General features: G+C 61.5%; 18 protein-coding genes and 1 other RNA gene. 12 read left to right on the top strand and 7 right to left on the bottom strand.

The features are described 5' to 3' along the window. Positions 1 to 33: 33 nt before the first annotated feature. The 3 genes from AC1DB0_RS26235 to AC1DB0_RS26225 all read left to right on the top strand — a co-directional run bounded on the left by AC1DB0_RS26235 (position 34) and on the right by AC1DB0_RS26225 (position 3,101). The gene (locus tag AC1DB0_RS26235) at positions 34 to 513 is read left to right on the top strand and encodes a tripartite tricarboxylate transporter TctB family protein (RefSeq protein WP_082387271.1); all 480 of its coding nucleotides are present in this window, start codon (positions 34 to 36) and stop codon (positions 511 to 513) included. Between the two features lie 6 nt (positions 514 to 519). Beyond that, on the top strand, positions 520 to 2,049 hold the full coding sequence (locus AC1DB0_RS26230) for a tripartite tricarboxylate transporter permease (RefSeq protein ID WP_054427357.1): 1,530 nt from the start codon (positions 520 to 522) through the stop codon (positions 2,047 to 2,049). Positions 2,050 to 2,171: 122 nt separating this feature from the next. Next, on the top strand, positions 2,172 to 3,101 hold the full coding sequence (locus AC1DB0_RS26225) for a 2-hydroxyacid dehydrogenase (RefSeq protein ID WP_427945027.1): 930 nt from the start codon (positions 2,172 to 2,174) through the stop codon (positions 3,099 to 3,101). Positions 3,102 to 3,105: 4 nt separating this feature from the next. Here the strand turns inward: AC1DB0_RS26225 and AC1DB0_RS26220 are convergent, their stop codons facing one another. Further along, positions 3,106 to 4,050, bottom strand: a complete 945-nt coding sequence (locus AC1DB0_RS26220) for a LysR family transcriptional regulator (RefSeq protein WP_054427358.1) — start codon at positions 4,048 to 4,050, stop codon at positions 3,106 to 3,108. Positions 4,051 to 4,253: 203 nt separating this feature from the next. On the opposite strand from AC1DB0_RS26220, the gene AC1DB0_RS26215 reads away from it, so the two are divergent. Then, on the top strand, positions 4,254 to 4,883 hold the full coding sequence (locus AC1DB0_RS26215) for an FMN-dependent NADH-azoreductase (RefSeq protein ID WP_175171621.1): 630 nt from the start codon (positions 4,254 to 4,256) through the stop codon (positions 4,881 to 4,883). Positions 4,884 to 5,002: 119 nt separating this feature from the next. Here the strand turns inward: AC1DB0_RS26215 and AC1DB0_RS26210 are convergent, their stop codons facing one another. From AC1DB0_RS26210 to AC1DB0_RS26195, 4 genes are all read right to left on the bottom strand, one after another. Further along, complete coding sequence (locus tag AC1DB0_RS26210; RefSeq protein ID WP_054427360.1) at positions 5,003 to 5,908, bottom strand: NAD(P)-dependent oxidoreductase; 906 nt, start codon at positions 5,906 to 5,908, stop codon at positions 5,003 to 5,005. A gap of 58 nt (positions 5,909 to 5,966) precedes the next feature. Continuing rightward, a complete protein-coding gene (locus tag AC1DB0_RS26205) occupies positions 5,967 to 7,571 on the bottom strand; it encodes a gamma-glutamyltransferase family protein (protein ID WP_476758779.1) in 1,605 nt (534 codons plus the stop codon). Positions 7,572 to 7,762: 191 nt separating this feature from the next. Beyond that, a complete protein-coding gene (locus tag AC1DB0_RS26200) occupies positions 7,763 to 9,268 on the bottom strand; it encodes a tripartite tricarboxylate transporter permease (RefSeq protein ID WP_054427362.1) in 1,506 nt (501 codons plus the stop codon). A gap of 13 nt (positions 9,269 to 9,281) precedes the next feature. After that, positions 9,282 to 9,746 carry a tripartite tricarboxylate transporter TctB family protein gene (locus AC1DB0_RS26195; RefSeq protein WP_054427363.1) on the bottom strand — a complete coding sequence of 155 codons (465 nt, stop codon included), beginning with the start codon at positions 9,744 to 9,746 and terminating at the stop codon, positions 9,282 to 9,284. Between the two features lie 481 nt (positions 9,747 to 10,227). Between AC1DB0_RS26195 and AC1DB0_RS26190 the strand changes: the two genes are divergently transcribed. The 4 genes from AC1DB0_RS26190 to AC1DB0_RS26175 all read left to right on the top strand — a co-directional run bounded on the left by AC1DB0_RS26190 (position 10,228) and on the right by AC1DB0_RS26175 (position 12,071). Next, the gene (locus tag AC1DB0_RS26190) at positions 10,228 to 10,674 is read left to right on the top strand and encodes a hypothetical protein (RefSeq protein WP_054427364.1); all 447 of its coding nucleotides are present in this window, start codon (positions 10,228 to 10,230) and stop codon (positions 10,672 to 10,674) included. Beyond that, a complete protein-coding gene (locus tag AC1DB0_RS26185; protein WP_006217444.1) occupies positions 10,674 to 10,985 on the top strand; it encodes a cell division protein ZapA in 312 nt (103 codons plus the stop codon). Before AC1DB0_RS26190 ends, AC1DB0_RS26185 begins: the two co-directional genes overlap by 1 nt. 32 nt (positions 10,986 to 11,017) lie before the next feature. Continuing rightward, positions 11,018 to 11,200: non-coding RNA, 6S RNA (gene ssrS, locus AC1DB0_RS26180), on the top strand. A 109-nt stretch (positions 11,201 to 11,309) separates the two neighbouring features. After that, positions 11,310 to 12,071 carry an SIMPL domain-containing protein gene (locus AC1DB0_RS26175; RefSeq protein WP_054427365.1) on the top strand — a complete coding sequence of 254 codons (762 nt, stop codon included), beginning with the start codon at positions 11,310 to 11,312 and terminating at the stop codon, positions 12,069 to 12,071. On the opposite strand, the gene lgt is transcribed toward AC1DB0_RS26175, so the two are convergent. Then, on the bottom strand, positions 12,046 to 12,834 hold the full coding sequence (gene lgt / locus AC1DB0_RS26170) for a prolipoprotein diacylglyceryl transferase (RefSeq protein ID WP_054427366.1): 789 nt from the start codon (positions 12,832 to 12,834) through the stop codon (positions 12,046 to 12,048). The two genes, AC1DB0_RS26175 and lgt, sit on opposite strands and share 26 nt — an antisense overlap. Before the next feature lie 132 nt (positions 12,835 to 12,966). On the opposite strand from lgt, the gene ilvD reads away from it, so the two are divergent. From ilvD to msrA, 3 genes are all read left to right on the top strand, one after another. Continuing rightward, positions 12,967 to 14,652, top strand: coding sequence for a dihydroxy-acid dehydratase (ilvD, locus tag AC1DB0_RS26165; protein WP_476758281.1), 1,686 nt, complete (start codon positions 12,967 to 12,969; stop codon positions 14,650 to 14,652). Then, positions 14,636 to 14,971, top strand: a complete 336-nt coding sequence (locus AC1DB0_RS26160) for a c-type cytochrome (RefSeq protein ID WP_175171618.1) — start codon at positions 14,636 to 14,638, stop codon at positions 14,969 to 14,971. The genes ilvD and AC1DB0_RS26160 overlap by 17 nt, the downstream gene beginning before the upstream one ends. Positions 14,972 to 15,047: 76 nt before the next feature. Continuing rightward, positions 15,048 to 15,602, top strand: a complete 555-nt coding sequence (gene msrA, locus AC1DB0_RS26155; RefSeq protein WP_054427368.1) for a peptide-methionine (S)-S-oxide reductase MsrA — start codon at positions 15,048 to 15,050, stop codon at positions 15,600 to 15,602. Positions 15,603 to 15,710: 108 nt separating this feature from the next. On the opposite strand, the gene hppD is transcribed toward msrA, so the two are convergent. Continuing rightward, positions 15,711 to 16,823: a 4-hydroxyphenylpyruvate dioxygenase gene (hppD, locus tag AC1DB0_RS26150; protein WP_175171617.1), complete on the bottom strand. Its 1,113-nt coding sequence runs from the start codon at positions 16,821 to 16,823 to the stop codon at positions 15,711 to 15,713. A 156-nt stretch (positions 16,824 to 16,979) separates the two neighbouring features. Between hppD and AC1DB0_RS26145 the strand changes: the two genes are divergently transcribed. Next, positions 16,980 to 17,456 carry an Lrp/AsnC family transcriptional regulator gene (locus tag AC1DB0_RS26145; protein ID WP_054427370.1) on the top strand — a complete coding sequence of 159 codons (477 nt, stop codon included), beginning with the start codon at positions 16,980 to 16,982 and terminating at the stop codon, positions 17,454 to 17,456. Positions 17,457 to 18,088: the final 632 nt, after the last annotated feature.

Genomic DNA, 18,088 nt, shown 5'->3' with positions numbered 1-18,088 from the left:
AAGGGCCGGCACGGTCCTGCACCAGGAAGGAGGATGGAAGTGCAAAAAAATATCAACAGAAAGGACTACTACGGCGGCGCGCTGATGGTCCTGATCGGGTTGGGGGCGATATACGGCGGCACCGACTATCACATCGGGTCGCTGAGCCACATGGGCCCGGGATTTTTTCCCGCCGCACTTGGCGGCTTGCTGGCGCTGACGGGCGTGCTGATTGCAATCTCTGCGCGGTCGGGCGAACCGTCGGCGCCCGCGCCGGCCGAAGGCCATCCGCACGGCTTGCCGGACATGCGCGGCAGCATCTGCATCTTGCTGGGCATTCTGGCCTTCTTGCTGTTGGGGCATTACGGCGGCCTGCTGCCGGCGACGTTCGCCATCGTGTTCATCTCGGCACTCGGTGACCGCAAGAACACCATCAAGCAAGCCATCCTGCTGTCGGTCGGAATGTCCGCGATTGCGGTCGTCGTTTTCTGGTGGGCGCTGCAACTGCAGCTGCCGCTGTTTCGTTGGGGTTGACGCGCCATGATCTCTCAATCTTTGATGGACCTTTGGTACGGCTTCGGTGTCGCGTTCCAGTGGCACAACCTGATGTGGTCGTTCTTTGGCGTGCTGGTGGGTAACCTCATTGGCGTGCTGCCCGGCATGGGCGCCTTGTCGGCGATTTCCATTCTGCTGCCGCTGACCTACGTCATGCAGCCCGTGCCTGCCATTCTGATGCTGGCCGGTATTTTCTACGGTTCGCAATACGGCGGCGCCATCGGCGCCATCTTGCTCAACCTGCCTTCGCATCCGCCGCACGCGGTCACCTGCCTTGATGGTTATCCATTGACCAAACAAGGCAAGGGCGGAACGGCGCTGGGCATCACGATGATCTGCTCGTTCTTCGCGGCATCGGTCGGCATTATCGTCATGATCTTCGCGTCGCCCTTGCTGGTCGAAGTGGCGTTCAAGTTTGGCCCGACCGAGATCTTCTCGATCATGCTGCTGGGCTTGCTGGCAGGCGCCACGATGTCGCGCGGCTCGCCGCTCAAGGGCGTGGCGATGACGCTCTTCGGCTTGATGTGCGGCGTGGTGGGCACGGACGTGAACACCGGCACCATCCGTTTCTCGTTCGGCCTGCTGGACTTGTCCGACGGCCTGGAGCTGGTAGCGATCTCGATGGGTCTGTTCGGCGTGGCCGACTTCCTGATGAGCGTGAACCGCATGACCATCATCGGCAGCGGCGCCAAGCTGCGCATTCGCGACATGCGGCCGACGAAGCAGGAATTGAAGACGGCGTTCTGGCCCATGGTGCGCGGCACCGCGGTTGGCACGTTGTTCGGCGCCATGCCCGGCACCGGCCCGACCATCACCACGTTCGTGGCCTACGCGTTGGAACGCAAGATCTCGAAGACGCCGGAAAAATTCGGCACCGGCATGATCGCAGGCGTGGCTTCGCCGGAAGCGTCGTCGCACTCGAAGACGCAGGTCGACTTCATCCCCACGATGAGCCTGGGCATCCCCGGCGACGCGGTGATGGCGCTGATTCTGGGCGCGCTGCTGATCCAGGGCATTCAGCCAGGCCCGCAGCTGATTACCGAGCATCCGGACATCTTCTGGGGCCTGATCGCCAGCTTCTGGGTGGGTAACGTGCTGCTGATGGTGCTGAACGTGCCGCTGATCGGCGTGTGGGTCAAGCTGCTGCAAGTGCCGTACCGCTACCTGTTCCCGTCCGCTTTGTTCTTTATCGCGGTGGGCGTGTACAGCACGCAGAACAGCCTCTTCCAGATTTGGGAAGTGCTGGCCTTCGGTGTGATCGGCGCCGTCTTGATGACGCTGGAATTCTCGGTGGCCCCCATCTTGCTCGGCTTCGTGCTGGGGCCGATGGTGGAAGAGAACTTCCGCCGCGCACTGCTGCTGTCGCGTGGGGATCTGGCGGTGTTCGTGCAACGCCCGATCAGCGCCTGGTTTATCGCAGCCAGCGCCTTGCTGATCCTGCTGCAAGTGTGGGCGTTCCTGCGCCGCGGCAAGGGCAAAGGCAAGAACAAGCCTGAAGTGCCGCAAACGGTTTAAGCGGTACTGGCTAAGCGGTACTTACGCTTGCGTGGCAACGGCCCGGCTTCATGCCGGGCCGTTTGATTTGTGAGTCGCCATCCTGCATGCTTGAGGTTTCCGAAAGCCCTGAACCCGACACCATGCACATTCTCTTTGCCTGCCCCCATCACGATCCCGACGTCTGGGTGCCGCGCCTGGAAGCCTCCATGCCCGGTTGCCGCATTTCGGTATGGAACCCTGACGGCCCGCCTTCGGGCGCGGAAGTCGCCCTGGTCTGGCGTCCGCCGGCGGAGCTCTTCAAGCACGAGACGGGCATCACGACCCTGTTCAACCTTGGTGCGGGCGTTGATGCGTTGTTGAAGATGCCCGAGATCCCCGAGCACGTGCGCATCGTGCGCTTGGAAGACGCGGGCATGTCGGTGCAGATGGCCGAGTACGCCTTGTATGCGCTGTTGCGTGTGTCGCGCGATTTTGAAGCGTTCGATCAGGCGCAGGCCCGTCAGCATTGGGATACGCGTGAAGGCACGGCGCAATCGGATTGGCCCGTGGGCGTGCTGGGGCTGGGTCAGGTCGGTGCGCGTGTGGCGCAGACGCTGGCTGAATTCGGTTATCCGGTTGCCGGGTGGTCGCGTTCGCCGCGCGATATTCCCGGCGTCGAATCCTTTGCTGGCGAAGCCGCGCTGCCGGCGTTCCTGGCGCGGACCCGCTTCCTGGTGAATGTGCTGCCGCTAACGCCCGATACGCGTGGCATTCTGAACCGCGACACGCTGTCCCAACTGCTGCCCAATGCGCACCTGGTCAACGTGGGCCGCGGCGAGCATCTGGTGGAAGACGATCTGGTGCAGATGCTGGAAGAAGGCGAGATCGCGGGCGCCACGCTTGATGTGTTCCACACCGAGCCCTTGCCCCAGGATCACCCGTTTTGGCGCGACCCGCGCGTCCACGTCACGCCGCATATTGCAGCGCGCACACTGCGTGATGAAAGCATCGCCCAGATCGCGGGCAAGGTTGCGCAGCTGATGCGCGGCGAAGCCATCACCGGTGTCGTCGAACGCACGCGGGGTTACTAACCGTTTACTGAGCGGCAGCTGCAACGGGGACCACGGCCTTTTCCAGCCGTTGGTACATCGACGGCAGCCGTTGCGACAGAAAATCCAGCAAGGTCCGGACGGCGGGCATCATGCCCCGCCGCGACGGATAAATGCAATGCACGATCCCCTCTGGTGATTGCCATTGCGGCAGCACTGGCACCAACTGACCGCGGCGCAATTCCTCTTGCGTCGCAATTGACGGCAGCAGCGCAATGCCCCGGCCGCGTACCGCTGCTTCCGTCAGCACGATGAAGTCATTGCAGGACAGTTGTGGCTTGAGCTCAATCTGCACCTCTTCGCCCTTGTCGTTGCGCAACGGCCAACGCACTTCGTTTTGCGGATCAGAAAAGCTCAGCGTCGTGTGCGACGCCAGATCTTGCGGCGTGTCGGGCGTGCCGTGACGTTGCAGATAACCGGGGCTGGCGACGAGCGTGCCACGCGCCGTGCCCAGATGACGCACGACCAGTTCTGCGTCGGTATCCAGCTTCGTTCGCACGCGCAGCGCCAGGTCGACGCCTTCGCGGATCAGGTCCACGCGCCGGTTCGTCACCAGCAACTGCACCGATATCGCTGGCCACGCATCCAGGAATTCCGGCAGCAGCGGCGCCAGCACGTCCTGCGCAATGGATACGGGGCAACTCACGATTACCGGGCCGGCGGGCTCTGACTGCAATTGCCGCATGGCGTCGTCCGCAGCACGCGCGGAGGCCGCCATCTCGCGGCAGTAATGCAGATAACGTTCCCCCGCTGATGTCAGGCGCAGCCGGCGTGTCGTGCGTTGCAGCAGGCGCACGCCAAGGCTTTCCTCCAGATGGGAAATCCGGCGTGACAATCGGGATTTGGGAATATCCAGCGCGCGAGCCGCAGCGCTGAAGCCGCCTTGCTCGACGACTTGAGAGAAATAGTAGAGGTCGTTTAGATCTTGCATGATTGTTCTATTCCTGGAACGAACAGTTCATCATACCTGGGTTTATGCGAACAATGAACGGATCTACAGTGACGCCATGCATTCGGGATCTGCCAACGCCATTCGGCGTCAAGCCCTAGTCCAAAACGCTTTCAAGCATCGGGCGTGGCGCTGACAGATCCTGGCCGTCCGCCCAAGGCGGACCATCCCTGGAGAAATTTGCAATGAAAACCCTCGTTATCCTTTCCTCGATTCTCGGCGACCGTTCCAACAGCAAGCAATTGGCCGATCACCTGATTGCGCGCGTCAAAAACGCCAACCCGGCCGCGGCCGTGAAGGTGCGCGACATCGGCGCGCAACCCATTCCTTACTTCGATGGCAATACCGCTGGCGCCCTGTTCACGCCGGCCGATGCTCGCAGCGTTGAGCAACAGCGCATTGTTGAACTTAGCGATACGCTGGTCGCCGAAGTGATGGAAGCCGACCGCATTGTGTTTGCCGTGCCGGTCTACAACTTCAACCTGCCGGCCCAGTTCAAGAGCTATCTGGACTACCTGGCCCGCGCCGGCGTCACGTTCCGTTATACGCCCGAAGGCGTGCCGGAAGGCCTCGTCAAGGGTAAACAGGTGTTTGTGTTGACGGCACGCGGCGGCAAGGCTGAAGGCACGCCGTCGGACACGATGACGCCGTACCTGCGCCAGATGCTGAGCTTCCTGGGCATGAACGACGTCACGTTCATCGCCGCTGAAGGCATGGCGATGGGCGAAGTGGCCGCGCTGGAAGGCGTGACGCTGGCCAAGCAACGCATCGACGCGCTGCTGCTGGATGCCGCAGAAGCGGACCTGGCCGCGTAATCGGGTGCCGCGCAAGCAGCATTGCGCTGCCGACGTGCCAAAGTAAAAAGGCGAGCCGCAGGGCTCGCCTTTTTCATGGCCGCTGCTACGCGGCTAAGGCTAAGAACACGCCGCGCGGCTTAGTCGCGCAAACGCTTGATCAGGCTGGACGTATCCCAGCGGCCGCCGCCCATCTTTTGGACGTCGCCATAAAACTGATCCACCAGCGCCGTCACCGGCACGCGCGCGCCGTTGTTGCGCGCCTCGGCCAGTACCAGGCCCAGGTCCTTGCGCATCCAATCCACCGCGAAGCCGAAGTCGAACTTGTCGTCGACCATGGTGCCGCCCCGGTTTTCCATCTGCCAGCTTTGTGCCGCGCCCTTGCTGATCACATCCAGCACCAGCTTCATGTCCAGATCCGCCGCCTGGCCAAAGGCCACGGCTTCGGACAAGCCCTGCACGAGGCCGGCGATGCAGATCTGGTTGACCATCTTGGCCAGCTGTCCGGCGCCCGATGCGCCCACCAGCGTGACTGCGCGGCCAAAGCTCTGCGCCACCGGCTTGATGGCGTCGAACACGGCTTGTTCACCGCCGCACATGATGGTCAGCGCGCCATTGACGGCGCCGGCCTGTCCGCCCGAGACGGGCGCGTCCACGAAATTCAGGCCCAGGCCCTTGGCTTGAGCGTAGAGTTCGCGCGCAACATCGGCGGACGCGGTGGTGTGGTCGACGAACACGGCGCCCGGCGCCATGCCAGCGAACGCGCCGTCGGGTCCCAGCACCACGCTGCGCAGGTCATCGTCATTGCCCACGCAGGCGAAGACGATTTGTGCGCCAGCAACGGCTTCACGCGGCGTCGCGGCATGGCGGCCACCGAACTCGGCGACCCAGGCTTGCGCTTTGGCGGGCGTGCGGTTGTAGACGGTCACGTCGTGCCCGGCGCGGGCCAGGTGGCCGGCCATGGGCAAGCCCATGACGCCCAAGCCGAGAAAAGCGACTTTCTGTGCTACGACCGCGTCGTAGCTCTTGGTACCGATCGTTGCCATGCAGGGGACTCCACGCTAGGTAGGTAAGGTCAGTCTGAGGACAGTAACCTTAACGCAATCAAAAGCCGGCGGCGAGTCCATCTCGACGGCTATCGCTGGCGCTGACATACCCGTCCACAGCGGGGTCGCCCAGCCGCCAGATGAATTGGCCCGATCCGAAGTCCATGTAGGGGTCGTCGATGCCTTCCAGCACATGGCCACGCGCGCGCAGCCCTTGGGCCACGGCAGGCGCAAGGCCGGCTTCGGCGTCTACGGCCAGCCCATGGTTCCATTTCCAGCGAGGCGCGTCGCAGGCGGCCTGCGGCTGCTGGCCATAGTCCAGCATGCGCACGAGCGTCTGCACCTGCCCCTGCGGCTGCATATTGCCGCCCATGACGCCAAAGCTCATCACCGGCGCCCCGTTACGCATCAGGAACCCGGGGATGATCGTGTGGAAGGGCCGCTTGCCGCCCGCCACCACATTGGGGTGATCGGGCTGGGTGCTGAAGCAGTGTCCACGGTTTTGCAGGCTGACACCCGTACCCGGCACCACCACGCCTGAGCCGAAGCCCATGTAGTTCGATTGGATGAAGCTCACCATCATGCCGCGCTTGTCGGCCGCGGTCAGGTAGACGGTACCGCCCTGCGGCGCATGGCCCGAGGCGAAGGCCTGAGCCACATTGGGGTCGATCAGCCCCGCGCGCTCGGCCAGATAATCGGGGCGCAGCATCTGCTCGGGCGTCATGCGCATGTGGCGCGCGTCGGCCACATGGGCGTAGACATCGGCGAATGCCAGTTTCATGGCTTCGATCAGCAGGTGCTGGGTGTCGGGGTGGTCGATCGGGCGGGCCGCCAGATCAAAGTTCTGCAAGATGCCCAGGGCAATCAGCGCTGCGATGCCCTGGCCGTTGGGCGGAATCTGATGCAGCGTATGGCCGCGATACKGCTGGCTGATGGGGGCGACCCATTCCGGCGCGTAGTCCCGCAGGTCGGCCAGCGTCAGCGCGGCGTCGTGGGCTTGCGCGTGCGCCACGAGCTTATGCGCGGTTTCGCCTTCGTAGAAGTCACGTCCGCCGGTTGCGGCAATGCGCTTGAGGGTTGCCGCGGCGCCTTGCAGCACGAAATGTTCGCCGATGTGGGGCGGGCGGCCTCGGGGTAGAAAGTGATCCGCGAATCCGGGCTGGGGATGCAGCACGTCGGCCTGCGCCGCCCACTTTTCTTGCACCATGGGCGACACGGCGTAGCCGCGTTCAGCGTATTCGATGGCCGGCGCCAGCACGTCCGCGAACGCCAGCGAGCCCAACTTTTCATGCAATGCGGCCCATCCCGCCACGCAACCCGGCACGGTGACGCTGTCCCATCCCCGCATCGGGATCACGCCTTGATGCTTGCGGCGGAAGTAATCGACGTTCCAGGCGGCAGGGGCGGTGCCTGATGCGTTCAATCCATGCAGCTTCGAACCATCCCAGACGATAGCGAAGCAATCGGAACCCAGTCCGTTACTGACCGGTTCGGTCAATGCCAGCGTCGCGGCAGCGGCGATGGCGGCATCAACGGCATTGCCGCCTTGGGCAAGTATCCGCAATCCCGCCTGGGCGGCCAAGGGTTGCGAAGTGGCGACCACGTTGCGGGCGAACACCGGAGTCCGGGTGGTGGAGTAGGGGTTGTGCCAGTCGAAATTCATGCCGAATCATCGCGTGGGGTAAACCCGTAGCTTACCGTAGATAAATCGCAATCAAACACAGTCAGTAGTAAGTGGAATTTATTAGTAGCTTTTGGCGGGTGTGCATTTTGAGCGCGCAAAGAAAAACCCCCGGACGGTGCCGGGGGTTCTTTGAGAGCAGGACTGCCGCCGCAAGGACGGCAAATCGGGCTTTACTCTTCTTCGACGAAGGTCTCTTCGCGCTTCTTGCGAATGGCGGGCAGAGCCACCAGGATCACCAGGATCGCGGCCACGGCCAGCAGGGAAGCCGACAGAGGACGGGTCACGAAGGTGGTGAAATCGCCACGCGACAGCAGCAATGCACGGCGGAAGTTCTCTTCCATCATGGGGCCCAGAACCAGGCCCAGCAGCAGCGGTGCGCCTTCGCACTTCAGCTTCGACCACACGTAGCCGATCACACCGAAGATTGCCGTTGTGAAGATGTCGAACGAGTTGTAGTTCAACGAATACACACCGATCGTGCAGAACACCAAAATCGCCGGGAACAGGATGCGGTAAGGCACCTTCAGCAGTTTGACCCACAGGCCGATCAGCGGCAGGTTCAGCACCACCAGCATCAGGTTGCCGATCCACATCGAGGCGATCAGGCCCCAGAACAGCTCCGGGTGGCTCGTCATGACTTGCGGGCCGGGCTGGATGTTGTGAATCGTCATTGCGCCAACCATCAGCGCCATCACGGCGTTACCCGGGATACCGAGCGTCAGCAGCGGAATGAACGACGTTTGGGCTGCAGCGTTGTTCGCCGATTCCGGGCCTGCCAGGCCGGCCGGGTGGCCCTTGCCGAAGCGTTCCGGATTCCGCGAGATCTTCTTTTCCAGCGTGTAGGAAGCAAACGACGACAGCACGGCGCCACCACCGGGCAAGATACCCAGGGCCGAACCCAGGGCGGTACCGCGCAGCACTGCCGGGTACGCTTCCTTGAATTCCTGCTTGTTCGGGTACAGCGAGCCGATCTTGTCGGTGATGTCGACGCGGTTTTCCTTCTGCTCGAGGTTGGTCATGATTTCGGCAAAGCCGAACACGCCCATGGCCACGATGGCGAAGTCGATACCGTCTTGCAGTTCGGGAATGCCGAAGTCGAAGCGGGCAACGCCAGAGTTGACGTCGGTGCCGACCATGCCGAGCAGCAGGCCCAGGATGATCATCGAGATCGCCTTGGGCAGCGAGCCCGAAGCCAGCACCACGGCGCCAACCAGGCCCAGGCACATCAGCGAGAAGTACTCGGCGGGGCCGAACTTGAAGGCGACTTCAGCCAGCGGGGGCGCAAACGCAGCCAACAGCAGCGTGGCGACGCAACCGGCGAAGAACGAGCCCAGAGCGGCGATAGCCAGCGCGGCGCCAGCACGGCCATTACGGGCCATCTGGTGACCGTCCAGCACGGTCACCACCGCGGACGTTTCCCCTGGCAGCGCCACAAGAATTGCCGTGGTCGAGCCGCCGTATTGCGCGCCGTAATAGATGCCTGCAAGCATGATCAAGCCGGCAATCGGGGGCAACACATACGTGATCGGAAGCAGCATCGCGATAGTCGGGACCGGGCCAATACCCGGCAACACGCCAATCAGCGTACCCAGGATGCAGCCCAGCAGTGCGTAGGCCAAGTTCTCGGGCGTAAACGCTACCGAAAAGCCCAACATCAGGTTGTCAAACAATTCCATGACCGGTTGCTCCTTAGTTCATGCCCAGAAAGGACGGCCACAGCGGGAAGATCAGCCCCAGCCCCTTGACGAATGCCAGATACGAGAACACCACCAGGAAGATCGCGTTGGCGACGGCGACCTTCAGGCTGAACTCATGGCTGGCCAGGCTGCTTACGACAACCAGGATGAATACCGAAAGGTAGATGCCCAGCGGCTTGAGGATGAAGCCGTACAACACCACCGAACCCACGACGAGAAAAACAATGCGCCAGTCGAACTTGTCGACGTGCGTTTCGTGCGCTTTCTTGGAAAGCGAGCCAAGCAGCACGATGGCGCCCAGCAAAGCCAGAACAATGCCTAGCCAGAAAGGAAAGTACCCTGGGCCCATTCGGGCGGCAGTACCCATTTGGTAGCTGCTGGCTTGCCAGGCGAATCCCAGTCCAAGGGCGATGAACATCACCCCAGACCAGAAGTCCTGTCGATTGCGTAGCTGCATGATTGGTTGGCTCCTGTTTACAGCATGTAGATAAAAAAGTTTGTAGCCGGATGGGACCCGCCGAAAGGCGAGTGACAGGCACAAAAAAGGCACTTCGGGGTGCCATTAGTTATTCTGAAAGCGACGGCGTGGTTTCTTGAAAGGGCGAATGGTAATGGACGCCTGCCACGCTGCAAACCCTGTAAGCTCGGTGAAAGGCTGGGGTTTTCCCTAGAATTCGGGAACTCCCGACCCCCAGATGTAACCTCGCAGCGGGTTTGAGGGTTTTTTGAAAGCTAAGTGAAAGTTTATAGAAAGAAATGCGAAAGCCAGATCGGCCGGATGCGGGGAATTTGGAGGAGGGGGACTTTTCTTCAGGGGCCGTAATCGGTTAGCCTCGCGCCGCCCGAAATCACAACCGTATTTCCTACTGAATATTGCCGGGTTTCTCACCTTGCGTGAAGAGGCCCGGTTCAACTCAGGATGGTTTACGATAGCGCCCATGCTGCAAGATCTAGACCAACTCGCCGCCCGAATCGGGCAACTGGTGCAACGCACCCGCCAACTCCACGCAGAGCGTGACGCGTTGCGCCTCCGCCTGAATGACTTCGAAGCTGAGCAGCGCGTGCTCAAGCAGCGCGCCGCCGAGCGCGAGGCTGAAATCGTCACGCTGAAAAGCAAGCTTCAAGATCACGACGGCGCGGTCACCGCGATGCTCGAGCAGGCACAGCAGGCCGAAGTCGCCCTGCGTGAACAGCTCGCTCGCGAAGCCACTGAACGTCAATCGCTTGAATCGCGTTTCTCGGCACGAGAAACCGAGTTGCAGGGCAACCTGCAATCCCGCGACACCGAATTACAGCGCTTGCGCGTGGCCGCCGCCGCAGCCCGCGAGCGCATCGACGCCGTGCTGGCCCGTCTGCCGGGCGCACCGTCTGGAGAGCAACACTAATGGAACGCGTAGATGTCACCATCCTGGGGCGCGACTATTCCCTGGCCTGCTCMGCTGAAGAGAAGCCCACGCTGATGGCCGCCGTGCGCCACGTCGATCAACTGATGTTGCGCATTCAAGGCACCGGCAAGATTTCCAGCAACGAACGCATCGCCGTGATGGCTGCTTTGCAGGTCGCAGGCGAGCTTCTTGCCATGAAAGCACCCGACGGTCCGCTAGGCGGTTTGGCGGTCGGCGACTTCAAGCGTAGAATTGAGGACATGAACGCAGTACTCGATGACGCCTTGTCGGGTCAGGAAAAACTGCTCTGACCGTTCATAAGCTGTATTCAAGAATTTTCAGTTTGTCCCTGCCGTGTTCGTGACTAGGCCATACATTCTCTGAACCTATGCTTTCGGCATATGGTTGCGGGAGTGTGGAGCTGGAGTGATCGTCTCTCGTAGACGAACCCGACGCTCCGCGGAACGCGACCACCTCTTACCCTAGGGTTCGAGATGCCGGCCTTGACGGCACAGGCGGGGCATTTACCCAGCGGGCCTGCCATTAGCGCAGGTCCGCGCCGGGCACCTCATCTCTCCCTCCGCTCTTCCTCCCCCCTGGTTTTTTCCTTTAGTCCTCCCTCCTAGGACCAGTCCATGTTCAAACACCCTGTTTTTTCGCTGACGAAACTCGGCGCAGCGTGCGCAGCCGTGGCCGCCATTGCCGCCGTTCAACCCGTCTATGCGCAAACGCCCGCCACCGCGCCAGCCGCCACGGAGTCGTCCACGAACCGCTCACCCGAAATGACGTTGCAGGCGACTGCGTCGTCCGAGGTCAAGCAGGACACCGTCCGTATTTCGCTGTCGGCGGAAGTCGAGGCGCCGGATCAGCCGGCCGCAGGCAAGAAGTTGACGGCCGCACTGGACGACGCCGTCAAGCGCGCGCGCGACACCAAGGGCGTGGAGGTTCGCACCGGCGGCTACAACGTCTGGCCGAACACCAATAGCAAGGGGAAGATCAGCTCCTGGCGTGGTCAGGGCGAAATCGTTCTGGAATCGAAGGACTTCGAAGCGGCCGCCGCGCTGGCGTCCAAACTGTCGGACAAGACCGCCATTTCGAACATCAGCTTCTCGCTGTCGCGCGAAGCGCGCGAAGCCGAAGAACGCAAGCTGCTGAAAGAAGCCGCGCAGGCCTTCAAGGACCGCGCACTGGCCGCAGCCAATGCGTTCGGTTTTTCAGGCTACCGCTTGTCCAAATTGGAACTCGGCGGTTCGGGCGGCCCGATGCCGATGCCGCGCATGATGGGCGCCGCAGCCATGGCCAAGGACGCCTCTGGCGGCTACAGCCCGGACGTCCCGCTGGAAGCGGGAGACGTCACGGTCAGCATCGCCGTCAACGGGACGATCGTTTTGCAGTAAGACTGAACATGATGGCGCCCAAGGCGACCATCGGCAGGGACAGCCACTGTCCCATGCTCAAACCACCCGCGAGCAGACCCAGGAAGTTGTCGGGCTCGCGGGTGAATTCCACCAGGAAGCGGAACGTTCCGTATCCCATCAGGAAAAGCCCGCTCACTTGTCCCAGCGGACGCGGCTTGCTCGAAAACCACCACAGCAGCACAAACAGCACAATGCCTTCCAGGCCCAGCTCATACAGCTGAGACGGATGGCGCGCGAGCCCGTCGCCGCTGTCCGGGAACACCATTGCCCACGGCACGTCGGTGGGGCGGCCCCACAGTTCACCGTTGATGAAGTTGCCCAGACGGCCGAATCCCAAGCCCAGCGGAATCAGCGGCGCAATGAAATCGCTGATTGCAAAAAAGGGCAGCTTCTTCTTGCGTGCGAACAGCAGCATGACGACGATCACACCGATCAGGCCGCCATGGAACGACATCCCGCCTTGCCACAAATACGCGACTTCCAGCGGATGGGCCAGGTAATACGACGGCTTGTAGAACAGCACATAGCCCAGCCGGCCGCCCAACACCACGCCCAGCACGCTATAGAAGATCAGGTCTTCAAGATCCTTCACGTTCAGTGAAGTGGTGTGGCCGCTGGTGATGCGACGGCGGCCCAGCACGTACACCAGGGCGAATCCCGCCAGATACATCAGCCCGTACCAGTGGATGGCCAGTGGCCCGATCTGCAAGGCTACGGGGTCGAATTTTGGATATTGCAGCATGTTCTGCCCGACACAATAAAGTTGAATGATAATAACCGGCGAGCACTGAAGATTCGCATGCATGCAAGCGAGCCAGCTTCCCGGGTGCGTTCGCCATGTCCGCGCCCCGACGGCCGACAGGAGAGACAGACCATGCCGAACAACGAACGTTCCCGCCACATCACCCACGGCGTCGCGCGCGCGCCCAACCGCGCCATGTACTACGCGCTGGGCTACAAGGAAGCCGACTTCGACAACCCGATGATCGGCGTGGCCAATGGCCATTCCACCATCACCCCGTGCAACAGCGGCTTGCAGCGTCTGGCCGACGCCGCCATCGACGCCATCCGCGCGTCCAGCGCCAACCCTCAGGTGTTCGGCACGCCGACTATCTCGGACGGTATGTCCATGGGCACCGAGGGCATGAAATATTCGCTGGTCTCGCGCGAAGTCATTGCGGACTGTATTGAAACCGCCGCGCAGGGCCAGTGGATGGACGGCGTGGTGGTGATCGGCGGCTGCGACAAAAACATGCCGGGCGGCATGATCGCGCTGGCTCGCACCAACGTGCCGGGCATCTACGTCTATGGCGGCACCATCAAGCCCGGGCATTACAAAGGCAATGACCTGACCATCGTTTCGGTGTTCGAAGCCGTGGGCGAATACACGATGGGCCGCATGCCCGAAGCCGACTTCAAGCAGATCGAGAAATGCGCGATTCCGGGGTCCGGTTCCTGTGGCGGCATGTATACCGCCAACACCATGAGCTCCGCCTTCGAGGCCATGGGCATGAGCTTGCCGTACTCCAGCACGATGGCCAACGAAGACGACGAGAAAGTCGTGTCCGCCGCGGAATCGGCACGCGTGCTGGTCGACGCGGTCAGGCGCAACTTGCGGCCGCGCGACATCATCACGCGCGAGTCCATCGAGAACGCCGTGTCCGTCATCATGGCCACGGGCGGCTCCACCAATGCCGTGCTGCACTTCCTGGCGATCGCGCATGCAGCCGAAGTGCCGTGGACGATTGATGACTTCGAACGCATCCGCAAACGCGTGCCGGTGTTGTGCAATTTGAAACCCTCGGGCAAGTATGTCGCCACCGATCTGCATCGCGCGGGCGGGATTCCCCAGGTCATGAAGCTGTTGCTCAACGCAGGGCTGCTGCATGGCGACTGCATCACCATCAGCGGCAAGACCATTGCTGAAACCCTGGCACACGTGCCGGACGCACCGCGCGCGGATCAGGACGTCATCATGCCGATCGACCGCGCGCTGTATCCGCAAGGGCACCTGGCCATCCTTAAGGGGAATCTGTCGCCCGAAGGCTGTGTGGCTAAGATTACCGGGCTGAAGAACCCCGTCATGACCGGCCCCGCGCGCGTCTTTGATTCCGAAGACGACGCGATGACTGCCATCATGGCCCAGCAGATCAAGGATGGCGACGTGGTGGTCATCCGCTATGAAGGCCCCAAGGGCGGACCTGGCATGCGCGAAATGCTGGCGCCCACGTCGGCGCTGGTGGGGCAGGGCTTGGGCGAAACCGTTGGGCTCATCACCGACGGCCGCTTTTCCGGCGGCACGTGGGGCATGGTGGTGGGTCACGTCGCACCCGAGGCATTTGTTGGCGGCCCGATCGCTCTGATTCAAGAGGGCGATTCGGTTACCATCGATGCCCACAAGCTGTTGTTGCAGCTCAATATCAGCGACGAAGACCTGGCGGCTCGTCGACAGGCCTGGGTCCAGCCCAAGCCGCGTTATACACGCGGTGTGCTCGCCAAATTCGGCAAGCTCGCCAGCACCGCGAGCCGTGGGGCAGTAACCGATGCATTTGAAGATTAGTGTGTGGCTGGCAGTGGCCGGCGTCATGAGCGCTGGCGCGGTCCATGCGCAAACCACTGGCCTGGATCTGGCCAAGAGCAAAGCCTGTATGGCCTGCCACCAAGTGGAAATCAAGCGCGTGGGTCCGCCGTTGAAGGGCGTGGCGGAACGTTATGCAGGGCAGGGCGACGCCATGGTGGACTACCTGGCGGGCAAAATCCGAGGGGGCGGCCGGGGCGCGTGGGGCGCCGTGCCCATGCCCGCCCAGACGCACGTCAGCCAGGAAGACGCCCGGCTGTTAGCCGAATGGATCTTGTCGCTGGCACCGCCCAAGCAGTAGCCTTATTCTCTATGCCCCGTGCATGAAGCCGGGGCGCCGGCCGCAGGTAGCGGCCGACTACAAGAAAKGAATCGTCATGGCAGAACAACCCTCTCCGGGCAACGAAGTCGCCGTTCTTGGCGGCGGCTGCTTCTGGTGCGTTGAAGCGGTCTTCACTGATCTGCGGGGCGTCAAAAGCGTGCTGCCCGGCTATAGCGGCGGGCACGTCGACAATCCCAGCTACGAACAGGTATGCGGCAAGGACACCGGCCACATCGAAGTCGCCCGTGTGGAATTCGATCCTGCCGAGTTGTCGTTCAGCGATCTGCTGCGGGTCTTCTTCGCCACGCACGACCCCACCACGCCGGGTCGTCAAGGCAATGACATCGGCCCGCAGTACGAGTCGGCGATCTTCTGGCAGAACGAGTCGCAGCGCGAGCAAGCGGAAGCGGTCATTGCCGAGGTCGAGGCGCAACAGGTTTACGACGCGCCGATCGTCACGAAGCTGCTGGCGCCCGCCAAGTTCTGGCAGGCCGAGGACTATCACAGCAACTACTTCGCGCTGCATCCCGAGCAGGGCTACTGCCAGTTCGTGATCGCGCCCAAGGTCGCCAAGTTTCGCAAGCAATTCCAGGACCGCCTGACGCGTTGAGTCCGGTTTGCTCGTTCGGTTTCGAGCGGGCAAAAAAAACCTCACCACCAGGTGAGGTGTCAAAGCCAGCGCCGATGCCCGAGCACCGAGCGCTGGCGGGGGAAGTCCTTACTCGACCGTCTTCACGACGCCGCGGCGCATCTGGTCCAGTTCGATCGACTCGAACAGCGCCTTGAAGTTACCTTCACCAAAGCCGTCGTTGCCCTTGCGCTGGATGATCTCAAAGAAGATCGGCCCGATCTGATTTTCAGTGAAGATCTGCAAGAGCAGTCCGCCGCCGGGGGCGCCATCCAGCAGGATGCGGTTCTTCTGCAAGCGCGCCACGTCTTCGCCATGGTTAGGCAAGCGGCGATCCAGCAGCTCGTAGTACGTTTCCGGCGTGTCCAGGAACACCACGCCCGATTCGCGCAGGGCTTCAATCGTGCTGTAGATGTCATCCGTTGCCATGGCGATGTGCTGAATGCCTTCGCCGCGGTACAGGTCCAGATACTCCTGGATCTGGCCTTTCTCTTCCGTGCCTTCTTCGTTGATCGGAATGCGGATGTTGCCGCACGGCGAGGTCATGGCCTTCGACTTGACGCCCGTTACCTTGCCTTCGATATCGAAATAGCGCACTTCGCGGAAATTGAACAGGCGTTCGTAGAACTCCGACCACTCGGCCATGCGGCCCTTGTGGACGTTGTGCGTCAAGTGGTCCACCAGCGTCAAGCCGGCGCCGCGATGGTTCAGGTCAGCTTGCGCGTTGCCCGGGTCCACCGGCACGAAGTCGACGTCATAGATACTGATATCGCCGATACCGCCGTGGCCTTCCTTGCCTGTCCAGCGATCAACCAGATAGATCAGCGAATCGCCAATGCCCTTGATGGCGGGAATGTTCAGTTCCATCGGGCCGCTATGCGAGTCGAAACCCCAGGCGCCCAGTTCGAGCGCGCGCTTATACGCGGCATTGGCGTCTTGCACGCGGAAGCCAATCGCACAGATCGACGGGCCATGCAGGCGCGCGAAGCGTTGAGCGAAAGAATCCGGTTCGGCGTTGATCAGGAAGTTGACACCGCCTTGGCGGTATAGCGTCACATCCTTGTGGCGATGTTTGGCGATGGCTTTGAAGCCCAGCAGCTCGAACACCTTGCGCAGCGCGGCGGGGTCCGGCGCGGCGTACTCGATGAATTCGAACCCGGCGGTGCCCATCGGGTTGTCCCAGGGTTGGAAAGCGCTGCTCATAGGTCTGCTCCCTTGCATCATTTTTCAGGACGACTTGTTCTTCAAGTCTAGACGGAGATTGTAGGAAGGAAGCTCAGGCAGACAATTGCAAAGATGGCTCAATACATGCGCCATTGAGCAATAATATTGCCGTCAATAAGTAATTTGGGGCTAAAAATGTCTGACATCGAGCTGGATCGGACAGATCTAAGGATTTTGGCTGAGTTGCAGAGGGATGGCAGGCTCAGTAACCAGGAGCTGGCTGACCGGGTTTCGCTCTCGCCCAGCCCTTGTCTGCGCCGGGTTCGCCGCCTGGAAGAGAAAGGCTTCATCAAGAAGTACGTGGCTCTGATCGACGCAGAAAAGGTCGGGCTGGGGTTGCTTGCCTACGTGAACATCCGATTGAACAAACATAGCGGCTCCAGCCATGCGCCCATGAGCGACTTTGCCCGCGACGTGCAGCTTTGGCCGGAAGTGGTTGAGTGCTATGCCATGTCGGGGGATATGGACTACCTGCTGCGCATTCAGGTGGCTGACTTGGCGCATTTCTCCAAATTCGCGATGGACACGTTGATGCGCCACCCTGCGGTCATCGACATGCGATCTTTCTTCGCGCTGCAGCAGATCAAGGAGACCACCGAGCTCAGGCTGTGAAGGGTTTTTGCCATCTCTCTATATATAGAGGGTCTATAAGGCGGGCCTAACGGATGCGTTTCGGCAGGGGGAGTAGCCTCACTTTTAGTGCGCGCCTACCTAGCGCCTACTTAATTGGCACCCTCCTATATATAGAGTGGAGAAGAACCCCCGGCAAACGTCGGCGTGCCCTGTGGGAAGGGCGTGCTGATAGGCAATGCGGCTGAGGTTGCGGGTGCCGGCTCCGGTGCGTCCCCTAAAAACTTCATCTTTCTGCAAAAAGGGTGTCATCTTGGGCGCACACGGAAAATTTCCGTGCTATAGTCTCGCTCCTTCGCAGTTCAGACAGTTTGAACCGCGAAGGCAAGGCAAGCGCAACAGGCCGAACGAGGGTCTCCAAAAGGAGAAACGAGCCAGGTCTGCCGCAAAGCGATCAGAAATGAGAGCCAAGCGGTTATTGCAAGGATTGCAGCAAATTAGGCAAAAGCCAGTTGCACAATCTGCAAAAATCGTGCTATAGTCTTGGGCTTGGCTGGTGATGTTGATCAAGGGTTTACCCGGATCGAATTGCTAGCCACCTGAGCAGTAACCAGCCCCTGAATTCAGGGCCAAAGCTAGCGCGAAAGCAAAAGCGGCGGGGTTGCAAGATAGGA

This window comes from Achromobacter sp. 10T422, from assembly GCF_056394065.1.
Note: the sequence above shows the minus strand (reverse complement) of the source record. Positions and strands in the feature narration are given on the sequence as shown.